At 63.9% G+C, this 13,927-nt stretch carries 14 protein-coding genes; 12 read left to right on the plus strand and 2 right to left on the minus strand.

All coding sequences use genetic code 11. The annotated features are described in order from the left end of the window. Positions 1-1,661 (minus strand): L,D-transpeptidase family protein (locus tag VK804_RS05830; RefSeq protein ID WP_325368799.1); only part of this gene is annotated, 1,661 nt, incomplete at its 3' end. 470 nt (positions 1,662-2,131) lie between these two features. Further along, positions 2,132-3,652, minus strand: coding sequence for a sigma-54 dependent transcriptional regulator (locus VK804_RS05835; protein WP_325368801.1), 1,521 nt, complete (start codon positions 3,650-3,652; stop codon positions 2,132-2,134). Positions 3,653-3,791: 139 nt separating this feature from the next. Here VK804_RS05835 and VK804_RS05840 point away from each other — a divergent pair, with 139 nt between their 5' ends. The 12 genes from VK804_RS05840 to VK804_RS05895 all read left to right on the plus strand — a co-directional run. Then, positions 3,792-5,648 (plus strand): M3 family oligoendopeptidase, encoded by a 1,857-nt coding sequence (locus VK804_RS05840; protein WP_325368824.1) that lies wholly within the window; start codon positions 3,792-3,794, stop codon positions 5,646-5,648. Positions 5,649-5,727: 79 nt separating this feature from the next. Further along, positions 5,728-6,000 (plus strand): AbrB family transcriptional regulator, encoded by a 273-nt coding sequence (locus VK804_RS05845; protein WP_325368803.1) that lies wholly within the window; start codon positions 5,728-5,730, stop codon positions 5,998-6,000. Then, positions 5,997-6,392 (plus strand): type II toxin-antitoxin system death-on-curing family toxin, encoded by a 396-nt coding sequence (locus VK804_RS05850; RefSeq protein WP_325368805.1) that lies wholly within the window; start codon positions 5,997-5,999, stop codon positions 6,390-6,392. Before VK804_RS05845 ends, VK804_RS05850 begins: the two co-directional genes overlap by 4 nt. Positions 6,393-6,492: 100 nt before the next feature. Continuing rightward, positions 6,493-6,645, plus strand: coding sequence for an aa3-type cytochrome c oxidase subunit IV (locus tag VK804_RS05855; protein WP_325368807.1), 153 nt, complete (start codon positions 6,493-6,495; stop codon positions 6,643-6,645). A 140-nt stretch (positions 6,646-6,785) separates the two neighbouring features. Further along, the gene (locus VK804_RS05860) at positions 6,786-7,913 is read left to right on the plus strand and encodes a Re/Si-specific NAD(P)(+) transhydrogenase subunit alpha (protein WP_325368809.1); all 1,128 of its coding nucleotides are present in this window, start codon (positions 6,786-6,788) and stop codon (positions 7,911-7,913) included. A 12-nt stretch (positions 7,914-7,925) separates the two neighbouring features. Beyond that, complete coding sequence (locus VK804_RS05865) at positions 7,926-8,243, plus strand: proton-translocating transhydrogenase family protein (RefSeq protein WP_325368811.1); 318 nt, start codon at positions 7,926-7,928, stop codon at positions 8,241-8,243. A 43-nt stretch (positions 8,244-8,286) separates the two neighbouring features. Beyond that, positions 8,287-9,687, plus strand: a complete 1,401-nt coding sequence (locus VK804_RS05870; protein ID WP_325368813.1) for an NAD(P)(+) transhydrogenase (Re/Si-specific) subunit beta — start codon at positions 8,287-8,289, stop codon at positions 9,685-9,687. A gap of 12 nt (positions 9,688-9,699) precedes the next feature. After that, positions 9,700-10,830 (plus strand): serine hydrolase, encoded by a 1,131-nt coding sequence (locus VK804_RS05875; RefSeq protein ID WP_325368814.1) that lies wholly within the window; start codon positions 9,700-9,702, stop codon positions 10,828-10,830. A 61-nt stretch (positions 10,831-10,891) separates the two neighbouring features. Then, entirely contained in the window at positions 10,892-11,698 is an 807-nt protein-coding gene (locus VK804_RS05880) for an alpha/beta hydrolase (RefSeq protein WP_325368816.1), read from the plus strand. 54 nt (positions 11,699-11,752) lie between these two features. Further along, positions 11,753-12,847, plus strand: a complete 1,095-nt coding sequence (locus VK804_RS05885) for an ionic transporter y4hA (protein WP_325368818.1) — start codon at positions 11,753-11,755, stop codon at positions 12,845-12,847. 13 nt (positions 12,848-12,860) lie between these two features. Next, positions 12,861-13,145 (plus strand): cupin domain-containing protein, encoded by a 285-nt coding sequence (locus VK804_RS05890; protein ID WP_325368820.1) that lies wholly within the window; start codon positions 12,861-12,863, stop codon positions 13,143-13,145. Between the two features lie 96 nt (positions 13,146-13,241). Further along, positions 13,242-13,927: hypothetical protein (locus tag VK804_RS05895; protein WP_325368822.1), on the plus strand; the 686-nt coding region annotated here is incomplete at its 3' end.

The raw sequence follows: 13,927 nt of genomic DNA on the forward strand, positions 1-13,927 counted from the left end.
AGGAACTTGTTCGGGAAATTGAAGCGGATGCGGCCGAGCGCATTTCGTTCACCAGGCGGCTGCGAAATGTGGATGCTGCCGTCGCGATTGTGCTCAAGCTTCAATCCCATGCGCTCGAGCACCGTCGGATCCTGCTGAAGCGCCGGCAGGTATTCGTTGTAGATGATCGACGGCGGCACGTTCCAGGTCGGATTGACGGTGATGAACTTCATCGTCTCGGTCAAAAGCGGCGTGGCGTGAACGCCGGGCTGCCCGGTCACCACCCGCGTCGTCCAGACCTGCGCGCCGTTCTGCATCACCTTGAGCGTGTAGTCGGGGATGTTGAGAATGACGTAGGCATTGCCGATTCCGGGGGCGCCGAGCTGGCGCGGCAGCCAGCGCCAGCGCTCCATGTTGACGAGCACGGTGTCGATCTGCTTGTCGCGCTTCGGGCTGTTGATCGCCTTGACGGTCTTGTCATCGAGGATGCCGGTGCCTTTGAGCTCGGCGGTTTCCTGGAATTTGCGGACGGCCTCGGCGACCTTGGCGTCGTAATGGGTGTCGTCGGCGTTCTCTGACAGGCCGAGCTTGGCGCGCAATTGCGGCACGCGCTCGTCTTCCATCACGATTTCGGGCTGCTTCTTGCCGCGCGCCGGGACGTATTTGAGCGCCGGACCGTCCGCGATCTGGACCACCGGTCCGTCGCCCTGGCCGCGCAATTCGGCGAGCTTAGCCTTCAGCGCCTTGTAGAGCTTCTGCGGTGGGTTGTAGCTGTCGAGCGCGACCGAGGCGTCGCTGGCGCTTGTGACGTTGGTCAGCACCTCGGTCGGATCGGTCGGATGCTCCGGATAGGAGATGTCACCGGAGACCTGCGACCAGTGCATCCGGCCGCTCTGCGCCTGGCGCGCATAGTCCAGCATGCTGGCGGTCAGCTTCAGATCGGCTTCCGCGAGCGCGTCGGGACCGCTGGCCGCGGCGAAATCCGGCACCGGATAGTCCGCGACATTCAGGCCGTCGGAGGCCGCATCCTTCAGCCGCGCGATGACGCCCTTGCCAGCCGCGGTCAGCGTGCCGCCCTGCGTCCACACAGGCGCGAAGTCACGCGCCGTATAAAACTTCTCGACCGCCGTGCGCTCCGCCTTGCGGTCGAAATAGCGCAGCGATTTGCCGCCCAGCATCTCATGCAGCTTGTCGGCGACCGGCTGATCCTCGGGCGCGACATTGCTGGCGGCCTTGACCGGTTCGGCCGCGGGCGTTGCGGTCGCGGCCGCCGGAGCGGCTGGCGCCGGCGACGCGGTCGTGGTTGCAGCCGGAGGCGATGGGGTCGGGGTGGTCGCCGTATCCTTCCCGGCCGTATCGGCCTTGTTCGGTTCGGCGGAAGGCGCGGTAACGACATCGGCGGGTTTCGTGTCCGGCGCTTTCTCGGCAGCCTTCGGCGCGTCGATCTTCGCCGTATCCGGGGCCGGCGCGCTGGTGTCCAGCTTGAAATCATTGATCGTGGGCGGCGGGATGTTGGCGGGGTCCGGACGCGGGATCGCGGCATCGATCGCGAGTTCAGCGGCGCTCTTGCGAGGCGGATCGGCCTGGGCCATCGCCGAGGTTGCGGACACCGTGAGGAAGGTCGCTGCGACCGCCATGAGCACGCGGTCGAATCCGGCACGGTTCTTCAAACAGTCTCGCATCATAAAACCCCCTGGGCGAAGCTGCCCCGGCATGGAACAGTTCGTGGCATCGTCCGTACAGCTTTGGCTAAAGCGCCGGCCTGATCAGTTCTGAAACCCCATTCAGTCAACGTTTTTGCAGTCAACGTTTGGATCTTGTTCTGAATGTGCTCAAAATCTCCAACATCGGTACGCCTGCACGCCACGATTCATACGCAGACGATACACGCGAGCCCCACATGCAACCAGCGCCGCGCGGGGCAACTCACGACAAACTGACTTCAAAGGCGCTCCTTTGCAACGGATTGTGCGCTCTTGCCACGCGCTTTTGCGTTTGTCTGTCACCGGCAAGCAACGGTTCAATAGTTCTCGATTGGCCGGTTTCCCGGGCTTCTTTATCTTTTCTTGATTTTCCTGATCTTTCTTTGGCTTCGGCTTCCCTGACACCGGAGCGCCACAATCTTCCCCTTCGTCCTAGCTTCCCCTTCGTCCTAGTTCGCCTGGTCGGCGCCGCCGGCCCCGTGATTGTCGGCCGCCTCATCGAGCTTGCGGTAAAGGGTCGAGCGGCCGATTTTCAATCGGCGCGCGACCTCGGACATCTGCCCGCGGTAATGCGAAATTGCGAACCGGATGATCTCGCTCTCCAGTTCTTCGAGCGGCCGCACTTCTCCGGCATTGGTCAGCATGGTCAGCATCCCCGCCGTCGACAGCGGCGCAATGGGTATCTCATTACCTGAGATCATCGTCGGCACCGTGGAATGAAACCCTTGGCCCCCTTGGCCGACGACCAGCGGCTCGGCGTGCCGCTGCTGCTCGTCCGAGATCGCCGGCGACTGCGCGGCGGCCTGCGGAAAATCCGCCAGTGCAAGCTGCTCATGCTCGCTCATGACGACGGCGCGATAGACCGCGTTTTCGAGCTGCCGGATATTGCCTGGCCACTCCAATTGCGACAGCTGCGCCATCGCCTCGCCGCTGATGCCGGTGACGGGACGGTTTTCCTCGGCGCAGAACCGCGCCAGGAAATGCCGCAACAGATGCGGAATGTCCTCGCGGCGCATCCGCAACGGCGGGATCGTCAGCGGCAGCACGTGCAGGCGATAGAACAGGTCTTCGCGGAATTGTCCGCTTTTGACGCGGTCGAGCAACTTGCGATTGGTCGCCGAGATGATGCGGACGTCGACCTTCACCGGCTTGCGCCCGCCGACCGCTTCCACCGCGCCTTCCTGGAGCGCGCGCAACAGTTTCACCTGGGCTGCCAGCGGCAATTCCGAGACCTCGTCGAGGAATAGCGTGCCGCCATGGGCTTCGACGAACTTGCCCATGTGGCGTTCGGTGGCGCCAGTGAAGGCCCCCTTCTCGTGACCGAACAGGATCGACTCCACAAGATTGTCGGGGATCGCGCCGCAATTGACGGCGACGAACGGTTTCGCCTTGCGCTCGCCTGAGCCATGGATGGCGCGGGCGAACAATTCCTTGCCGACGCCGGATTCGCCCTCGATCAGCACCGGAATCGTGGAACTGGCCGCCTTTTGCGCGGTTCGCAGTACGCCCGCCATGGCCTCGCTGCGGGTGATGATGTCGGCGAAGGTCAGCCGGCCTTCGCGGCTGTGGCGGATGCGCTGCAATTCCCCCTTCAGCGCGCTGGCGTTGAGCGCATTGCGCAGGCTGACCTGCAATCGCTCGATGCCGACCGGCTTGACCACGAAATCCTGGGCGCCTGCGCGCATCGCCGAGACCACATTGTCGATGCCGCCATGCGCGGTCTGGACGATCACGGGGATGTTGAGGCCGGCTTCGCGGATTTTGGCCAGCACCCCCATTCCGTCGAGGCCCGGCATCACCAGATCGAGCACCACGGCATCGATCGCGGGCGCGTCCGGGGCGGTCAGCGCCGCGATCGCGGCGTCGCCGCTCTCGACGACGACGGTCTCATAGCCGCATTTCTGCACCATGTTTTCGACCAGGCGGCGTGCGACGGCATCGTCGTCGGCGATCAAAATGCTGGCAGCCATGGTTTTCCCCGCGCGCTACAACTATCTGTCTCGAATCGGGGCACTCTCGCCGATGCCGATTAACGCACTCTTAAACCTTGCGATCGCGTTCACGCTTCGCACCCACAGCCGTTCCGATCGAACCCAGGTTTCCAACCAGATGACCTCGCGCTCCACATCCGCTCTCCGCAAGCCCGCAACCCACAAGCCCAACGGCAAGAAAGCCGCGGCCAAATCCGGGATCGGCAAGTTGCCGGAATGGAACCTGGCCGATCTCTATTCCGGGATCGACGCGCCGGAAATCACCCGCGACCTCGACAGGATGGACGCCGAATGCGTCGCGTTTGAGACCGACTGCAAGGGCAAGCTCGCGGAACGGACGGCCGGGCAGGGCGGCGGCGAGTGGCTCGCCGAGGCGGTCAGGCGCTATGAGGCGATCGACGATCTCGCCGGCCGCCTCGGCTCCTATGCCGGCCTGATCCGTGCGGGCGACAGCGTCGACCCCAAGATTTCCAAATTCTATGGCGACGTCTCCGAGCGGCTGACCAATGCGTCGGTGCACCTGTTGTTCTTCGCGCTCGAGCTCAACCGGATTGACGATGCCGTGATCGAGCGGGCGATGCAGGCGCCGGAACTGGCGCATTATCGGCCGTGGATCGAGGATCTGCGCAAGGAAAAACCCTATCAGCTCGAAGATCGCGTCGAGCAGTTGTTTCATGAAAAGTCGCAGAGCGGCTATTCCGCCTGGAACCGGCTGTTCGACCAGACCATCTCGGGCCTGCGCTTCAAGGTCGGCGCCAAGGAATTGGCGATCGAGCCGGTGCTGAGCCTGTTGCAGGATCGCGAAGGTGCCAAGCGCAAGGCGGCGGCGCAGGCGCTGGCAAAAACCTTCAAGGCCAACGAGCGGACCTTTGCGCTGATCACCAATACGCTCGCCAAGGACAAGGAGATTTCCGACCGCTGGCGCGGCTTCCAGGATGTGGCGGATTCGCGCCATCTGAACAATCGCGTCGAACCCGAAGTGGTCGATGCGCTGGTCGGCTCGGTTCGCGCGGCCTATCCTAAGCTGTCGCACCGCTACTATCGGCTCAAGGCCGGCTGGTTCAAGAAGAAGAAACTCGCGCATTGGGACCGCAACGCCCCGCTGCCGTTTGCCGTGACCTCCAGCATCGCCTGGCCGGAGGCGAAGAACATGGTGCTGACGGCCTATCGCGGGTTCTCCCCGGAAATGGCGCGCATCGCGGAGCGTTTTTTCACCGATCGCTGGATCGATGCGCCGGTCCGGCCGGGCAAGGCGCCGGGCGCCTTCTCGCATCCGACCACGCCGTCGGCGCATCCTTACGTGCTGATGAATTATCAGGGCAAGCCGCGCGACGTGATGACCCTCGCCCATGAGCTCGGCCACGGCGTGCATCAGGTGCTGGCGGCCAGGAATGGAGCGCTGATGGCGCCGACGCCGTTGACGTTAGCGGAGACCGCGAGCGTGTTCGGCGAGATGCTGACCTTCAAGCGGCTGTTGGCGCAAACCGGGAGCGCCAGGCAGCGTCAGGCGCTGCTCGCCGGCAAGGTTGAGGACATGATCAATACGGTGGTGCGGCAGATCGCGTTCTACAGCTTTGAGCGCGCCATCCACACCGCGCGGAAGAACGGCGAACTGACCGCCGAGCGGATCGGCGAAATCTGGCTCAGCGTGCAAGGCGAGAGCCTGGGGCCCGCGATCGACATCCGTCCGGGCTACGAGAATTTCTGGATGTACATCCCGCACTTCATCCATTCGCCGTTCTACGTCTACGCCTATGCGTTCGGCGATTGCCTGGTGAACTCGCTCTATGCGGTCTACGAACATGCGCAGGAAGGTTTTGCCGAGCGCTATCTGGCGATGCTCTCGGCCGGCGGCACCAAGCATTATTCCGAACTGCTGAAGCCGTTCGGGCTGGACGCCAGGGATCCCAAATTCTGGGAGGGCGGGCTGTCAGTGATTTCAGGGATGATCGACGAATTGGAGCGGATGGGCTGAGCGAGGCTGGGACGCGTAAAACATCTGTTGAACGGGATTAATGGTTCTGTTATACGATTTGTAGAACGGAGCTTCAGCCATGAACGAACAGTCGAAAATTCGTCCTGATGCCGGCGGCCAGGTGATCGGAACAGTCGAAATCAAGAAGATCGGCAATTCGTCGGGAATCATCCTCTCGAAGGATATATTGGCGCGGATGCACGTCAGCGTTGGCGATACGCTTTATGCGACCCTGACGCCCGATGGCGGTTTCCGGCTGACTCCCTACGATCCTGATTTCGAGAAGGCGATGGAAGTCGCGCGGCGCGGCATGAAGCGCTATCATAATGCGCTGGCTGAGCTTGCAAAATGACCGAGCCGTTTTGGCTCACCCGCCAAATGTTTGTTGCGATTCACGACGAGCAACTCACGATCCACGGCGGTGCGAGCGGTTTGCGCGACGAAGGCATGCTCGAATCCGCGCTCGATCGACCGAAAAACCGTTGGTCATATGAGCAGGCGGAACTGGCTGAATTAGCCGCGGCCTATGCCTTCGGCATTGCGCGCAATCATCCGTTTGTTGACGGCAACAAGCGCACATCGCTGCTGGCGCTGTACACCTTCCTCGGCGTGAACGGTGTCGATTTCGTCGTGCCCGAAGCGGAGGCAGCCGCCATGATCCTCTCCCTTGCGGCCGGCGAGGTCGGCGAGGAGGGATTGACGCGCTGGATCAAGGATAATTGGCCGCCCGAGGACGGCAAGTAACTCGCAGTTGCGGCTGGTGCACAAAAGGCCCGCCGCCGTTGCCCTCCTGCCGGGATTGCGGTAATTCCACGGCGAGCGCGAACATGGACCGGGGAGACCGATGGCAGAGCATAACGAAGTGGCCTACACGACCGCTGACGGCAACGACTATATCGCCCACGAGGAGACCTATGAGGGCTTTATCAAGCTGGTGAAATACGGCACCGGCGCCGTCGTCTTCATCCTCGCCATGATGGCGTTTTTCCTGACCTGATCGCTTCCCGGGGTCGCGCCACCGCCCGCCGGCGCGATTCTACAAAAATGCACGCCTTCCGGTCGCAAAACCGGTATCCATCGTTGCGAAACAGGCGCTAGTTTGCTCGTGCGCGTGCATCTCGCGCTGCCGGAGGCCTCATGAAGATCGCCGTTGCCAAGGAAATCGATCCGTCCGAGCCAAGGGTCGCGGCTTCCCCCGACACCGTGAAAAAATACAAGGCGCTGGGGGTCGACATCGCCGTCGAGCCCGGCGCGGGCATCAAGTCGGGCCTGCCCGATTCGGAATTCACCACCGCCGGCGCCACCGTCAGCGCGGACGCGGTCAAGGACGCCGATATCGTCATCAAGGTGAAGCGGCCGGAGGCGTCAGAGCTTGCCAACTACAAGCGCGGCGCGCTGGTGATCGCCATCATGGACCCTTACGGCAACGACGCCGCGCTGAAGGCGATGGCGGATGCCGGCGTCTCTGCGTTCGCGATGGAATTGATGCCGCGCATCACCCGCGCGCAATCGATGGACGTGCTGTCGAGCCAGGCCAATCTCGCCGGCTATCGCGCGGTGATCGAGGCTGCCGAAGCCTTCGGCCGAGCCTTCCCGATGATGATGACGGCGGCCGGCACGGTTCCGGCGGCGAAGGTGTTCGTGATGGGTGTCGGCGTCGCCGGCCTGCAGGCGATCGCGACCGCGCGGCGGCTGGGCGCGGTGGTCACCGCGACCGACGTGCGGCCCGCGGTGAAGGAGCAGGTCGAGAGCCTTGGCGCCAAATTCCTCGCGGTCGAGGACGAGGAATTCAAGCAGGCGGAGACCGCCGGCGGCTACGCCAAGGAAATGTCGAAGGAGTATCAGGCCAAGCAGGCGGCGCTGACCGCCGAGCACATCAAGAAGCAGGACATCATCATCACGACAGCGCTGATTCCGGGCCGCCCGGCGCCGCGGCTCGTCACATCGGACATGGTGAAGTCGATGAAGCCGGGTTCGGTGCTGGTCGATCTCGCGGTCGAGCGCGGCGGCAATGTCGAGGGTGTCAGAAGCGGCGAAACCGTCGATCTCGACGGCGTCAGGATCGTCGGCATTCCGAATCTCGCCGGCCGCGTCGCGACCTCGGCCTCGAGCCTCTATGCGCGCAACCTGTTTTCCTTCATCGAGACGCTGGTCGACAAATCGACCAAGGCGCTCGCGGTGAAGTGGGACGACGAACTGGTCAAGGCCACCGCGCTGACCAAAGACGGCGCCGTCATTCATCCGAACTTCCAGCCGAAGACTTAAAGGAAAGCCGCCATGGATCATCTCGCCCAAGCCGTCGATCCCTTCGTGTTCCGGCTGTCGATTTTCGTGCTGGCCGTGTTCGTCGGCTATTTCGTGGTGTGGTCGGTGACCCCTGCGCTGCATACGCCGCTGATGTCGGTGACGAATGCGATCTCATCGGTGATCGTGGTCGGCGCGCTGCTTGCGGTCGGCGTCGAGATGGTCGGCAATGGCGGGGCATGGGCGCGCGGCTTCGGTTTCGTCGCGCTGGTCTTTGCCAGCGTCAACATCTTCGGCGGCTTCCTGGTCACCCAGCGCATGCTCGCGATGTACAAGAAGAAAACCAAGTGAGCGGCGTGCACCTCGGGGTGACGATGACAATGGGGGCCTCTCGATGAACGCCAATCTTGCTGCAGTCTTTTATCTCGTCGCAGGCGTGCTGTTCATCCTGGCGTTGCGCGGGTTGTCGAGCCCGGCGACATCGCGCCAGGGCAATTTGTTCGGCATGACAGGCATGGCGATCGCGGTGGCGACCACGCTCGCCTCGCATCCGCCGGCGGACGGGGTAGCCTGGCTGCTGGTGGTGCTCGGTGTCGCGATCGGCGGCTCGATCGGCGCGGTGATCGCGCGCCGGGTGCCGATGACGTCGATGCCGGAACTGGTCGCCGCGTTCCACTCGCTGGTCGGCATGGCCGCGGTGCTGGTCGCGGCCGGCGCGTTCTATGCGCCGGAAGCCTTCGACATCGGCACGCCCGGTCACATCCATCCGCAGAGCCTTGTCGAAATGTCGCTCGGGGTTGCGATCGGCGCGCTGACATTCACGGGCTCGGTGATCGCGTTCCTGAAGCTGTCGGCGCGGATGAGCGGTGCGCCGATCATCCTGCCGGCGCGCCATGTCATCAACATCGTGCTCGGCCTGGCGCTGGTGGTATTCATCATCGGCCTGGTGACGACGGGCAGCGCGGTCGCCTTCTGGCTGATCACCATCATCGCGCTGGCGCTGGGCGTACTCATGATCGTCCCGATCGGCGGCGCCGACATGCCGGTCGTGATCTCGATGCTGAACTCCTATTCCGGCTGGGCCGCCGCCGGCATCGGATTTACGCTCGGCAATTCGGCGCTGATCATCACCGGCGCGCTGGTGGGCTCATCCGGCGCGATCCTGTCCTACATCATGTGTCACGCGATGAACCGCTCCTTCATCTCGGTCATCCTCGGCGGTTTCGGCGGCGAGACCGCCGCCGCCGGCGCGGGTGCCGGTGGTGAGGTGCGTCCGGTCAAGCTCGGCTCGGCCGACGATGCCGCCTTCATCATGAAGAACGCGCAGAAGGTCATCATCGTGCCCGGCTACGGCATGGCGGTGGCGCAGGCGCAGCATGCGTTGCGCGAAATGGCCGACCAGCTCAAGAAGGAAGGCGTCGAGGTCAAATACGCAATTCATCCGGTGGCGGGCCGCATGCCCGGCCACATGAACGTGCTGCTGGCGGAAGCCAACGTGCCCTATGACGAGGTGTTCGAACTCGAGGACATCAATTCCGAATTTGCGCAAGCCGATGTCGCCTTCGTGATCGGTGCCAACGACGTCACCAATCCGGCCGCCGAGGACGATCCGAAATCGCCGATCTACGGCATGCCGGTGCTGCAGGTCTGGAAGGCCGGCACCGTGATGTTCATCAAGCGCTCGCTGGCGTCAGGCTATGCCGGCATCGACAATCCGCTGTTCTACCGCGACAACACCATGATGCTGCTCGGCGACGCCAAGAAGATGACCGAGAACATCGTCAAGGCGCTGTGACGGAGGCGCGCCATGCGTACGCGTCGCCAGATTGTGTTGGGCGCCGCGGCCGCCGCCGCGAGCGCCATGATTCGTCCAATCGCTGCTGCGGCATCATCTGACTGGCGCAGGATATCGCCTTCCGACGCCGGCTTCGCTTCCGATCTCGAGGCCCGGCTCGACAATCTCGTCACATCGGGCCGTGCCTGGAATCTGCATGGCGTCGTCATCCTGCGCAAGGGCGCGCTCGTGCTCGAGCGCTACGATGCAGGCGAGGACGAAATCTGGGGCGATCCGATCGGCCGCGTCGCGTTCGGCCCCGACACGCAGCATGACCTGCGCTCGGTGACCAAGAGCATCCTTGGCTTGCTCTATGGCGTTGCGCTTGCGCAGGGCAAGGTGCCGGCGCCGGAACGGCCGCTGCTGGAAGCCTTTCCGGAATATGCCGAGCTGGCGACCGACCCGCGTCACAAGCGTTTGACCATCGCGCATGCACTGACGATGTCGCTCGGGCTGGAATGGAACGAGGACATTCCTTACCAGGACCCGGCCAACAGCGAGATCCAGATGGAGCTCGCGCCGGATCGTTATCGCTACATCTTCAGCCGGCCCTTCGTGGCCGATCCGGGGACACGCTGGATCTACGGTGCGGCGGCGACCACGCTGATCGGGAAGCTGATCCAGAAGGGCACCGGTCAGTCGTTGCCGAACTTCGCCCGTGCCGCGCTGTTCGATCCGATCGGCGTGGGCGCGACCGCATGGACCAACGGCTTGAACGGCGAGCCTGCGGCATCATCCGGGCTGCGCATGACGCCGCGCGATCTCGCGCGCATCGGGCAACTGATCCTCAACCGTGGGCAGTGGGAGGGGCACCCCGTGGTGCCGGCGGAATGGCTCGAAAAATCGTTCCAGCCTTATCTCGCGGTCGATGAATTCCGCCGCTACGGCTACTTTTGGTACCTCGGCGATCTCCAGTACGGCAATCCTCCGAATCGCCCGATCGCGCACTGGATCGGCGCCTTCGGCTATGGCGGCCAGCGGCTGTTCGTATTGCCCGAACTCGATATCGCGGTCGCAATCACGGCCGGCAACTACGCCGACAAGGACCAGTGGATCCCGCCGATCCGCGTGATCCGCGAAGTCGTGTTGGCGAGCGTATTGTGACCGCCGGGTTGCGCACTGCGGTCACGGGGGCAACCCCATCGGGCACGGCGGTCGCGGAGCAATGACCGTCCTGAAATGGCTCGTCGTTCTGCTGGCCGGCGGCTATCTCGGCGGTCTTGCCGTGCTGTTCTTCGCGCAGCGCGCTTTCATCTTTCCGATTCCGCAAACGCAGCGCACGCTCCCTGGGGCCGCCGGCTTTCCGGAGGCTGAAGAACACGTCCTCGCCACCTCGGATGGCGAGAACGTCATCGTCTGGCACGTGCCGGCAAAGCCGGGCCATGCGGTCGTGATCTATTTTCCCGGTAACGGCGATTTCCTCGCCGGGCTGGCCGGCCGGTTCCGCGACATCACCTTGGACGGGACCGGGCTCGTCGCCCTGTCCTATCGGGGTTATGCCGGATCGAGCGGACAGCCGAGCGAGCAGGGACTGCTGCGGGATGCAGCTGCGGCCTATGCTTTCACAACGATGCGCTACGCCGCGGAGCGCATTGTGGTCTGGGGCTTTTCACTCGGGAGCGGCGTGGCGGTGGCGCTGGCGGCCGAGCAACCGGTCGGCAAATTGATCCTGGAAGCGCCCTATACCTCGATCGCGGATGTTGCCGCTTCGGCGTTTCCGATGCTGCCGGTGCGCTGGCTGGTGCGGGATCAGTTTCATTCCGACGAGCGGATTGCGCGGGTCACGGCGCCGCTCCTGATCATGCATGGCGCGCGCGATCCCACCATTCCCTTGCGGTTTGGCGAGCGGCTGTTCGGGCTCGCCCATCAGCCGAAACAATTCGTGCGGTTTCCCGAAGGGGGCCACAACGATCTCGGCGATTTTGGCGCGGTCGAAACGGCTCGACGGTTTATCGATGCGGCAAAGGGCTGACGGCCGCCGCCGTTTGGTGCATGGTTTACCCTCCGGCTCCGAGGATGAGGTCAGATGAGCGCGCACGGCCCGATGCCACGATCGGCATGGATATTCCCGACGCTGGCGGTCCTGCTTTTCGCCGGGGCCACCGCGCTCGGCGTCACTTTCACGCCAAATGCCGCCGGGCTCGCGTTCGCGGCGGCGCTGCTGGTCATCCTGTTCGGCACCGTGTTCGCGGCCGTGCATCATGCCGAGGTGATCGCCGAGCGGATCGGCGAGCCGTATGGCACGCTCTTGCTGACGCTGGCGGTCACCGTGATCGAGGTCGCGCTGATCGCGACCATCATGCTGGGCGACAAGCCCGTGCCTACGCTGGCGCGCGATACCGTGTTTGCCGTGGTGATGATCGTCTGCAACGGTCTGGTCGGCATCTGTATCCTGGCCGGCGGCCTGCGCTACCGCGAGCAGGATGTCCAGGTCTCGGGGTCGAACCTCTATCTCAGCGTTCTGATCGTGATGGCGACCATCACGCTGATCATGCCCAATTATACGCTGACCACGCCGGGACCGGTCTACTCGGCGGTCCAACTCGGTTTTGTCAGCGTCGTCACGCTCCTGCTCTATGGCGTGTTCCTCTATACCCAGACCATCCGGCATCGGGACTATTTTGTCGGGGAAGCGGCCATCGCGGACGGTGGCGGGCAAACCTCGGACCGGATGCTGGGCGTGAGCATCCTGCTGCTGCTGGTTTCGCTGCTGGCGGTGGTCTTGCTTGCGAAAAAATTCTCGCTGGTGGTCGATTTCGCCACCGCCCGGATCGGCGCGCCGCCGGCCTTCGCCGGCGTCCTGGTGGCGCTCCTGATCCTGTTGCCGGAGAGCGTCGCCGCCATCGCCGCCGCGCGCAACAACGATCTGCAGAAGAGCATCAACCTCGCGCTCGGCTCGTCGGTTGCGACCATCGGGCTGACGATTCCCGCGGTCGCGACGGCGGCTTACGCGCTGGACAAACAACTGGTGCTTGGGCTCAATGTCCAGGAGATGGTGCTGCTGGTCCTGACTTTCGTCCTCAGCATGCTCACCTTCGCCACCGGCCGCACCAACATCCTGTTCGGGCTGGTCCACCTCGTGGTGTTTGCCGTATTTGTCTTCCTGGTGTTCGTGCCCTGAGGGAACAGCGAAAATGATCAGCGCCAAATCCGATGTCCAGGTCGACACCCCGGAAGTCCGTGTTACCGAGTGGCGGCTGGCACCGGGCAGCGCCACCGGCCATCACATCCACGGGATGGACTACGTCATCGTTCCCGTGACCTCGGGCGAAATGACCATCGTGGCGCCCGGCGGGGAACGTTCCAAGGCGCAGCTTGCGATCGGCAAATCCTACTTCCGCAAGGCGGGGGTCGAGCATGACGTGCTCAACGAGACCGCGCATGAGATCGTGTTCCTGGAAGTCGAATTGAAACCATAAGCAACGCCATTTGCCCAATTGCCACCGATCTGTCGCAGTTGATCCCTCAATGCGCCTCAAAGTTTCCGCATCAAACCGGCGCGGGGAGTGGCCGGCATGCTGAAATACGTCTCCAAGTTTGCCATGGACATATTGCCGTCGGTGGTGGCGACCATCATCGGGGCCTACATCGTCAATCATTACATCGTCACCAGACCCGCCGCGGACGCCCCCGTCGCCGCCGCGGTGTCCCCGGCCGTCCCCAAGAAGGCCGAGACCGGAATCGATGCCAAGCCCGCCGCGAAAGCCGCTGATATCCGCAACATCCCCGGACCGGGCGTCAAGGCGAAGGGCATCTCCGAAAGGGCCATGATCGAGCAAACCGCCGCCGAAAGGCCGACGGTGGTTGAAAAGGCCGTCGAGAAGCCGGTCGAAAAATCCGCCGATACGCCGGCGGAGACCGCGAGCATCCCGGTGGAGCCGCGTCATTACCAGCCGGCTCCGCGCGAGAAGACGGTCGCCAAGTCCGCCGCGGCGCCGGTTGCGCCTGCAGCGCCGACGGTGGCGGCCGCACCTGTTGTCGCCCCGCCCACCACGACCGTCGAGGCCGCCGTCGCGCCCGAAGAGCATCGCGACGCCAACGAATTGGCGCGCGCGGCCATCGAACGGCTGCGTGGCGCCGGCGACGGTTCGCCGCGTGCGCAGGAAGGCGCGCGCGTCCCGGATGGGCCACGGGTCGCCACGGCGCCGGTGGTCTCGGCACCGCCGATCCGGCCGCTGCCACCCCCGATCATGGTTTCCAC

It is taken from the genome of Bradyrhizobium sp. (assembly GCF_035484855.1).
GTDB lineage: Bacteria > Pseudomonadota > Alphaproteobacteria > Rhizobiales > Xanthobacteraceae > Bradyrhizobium.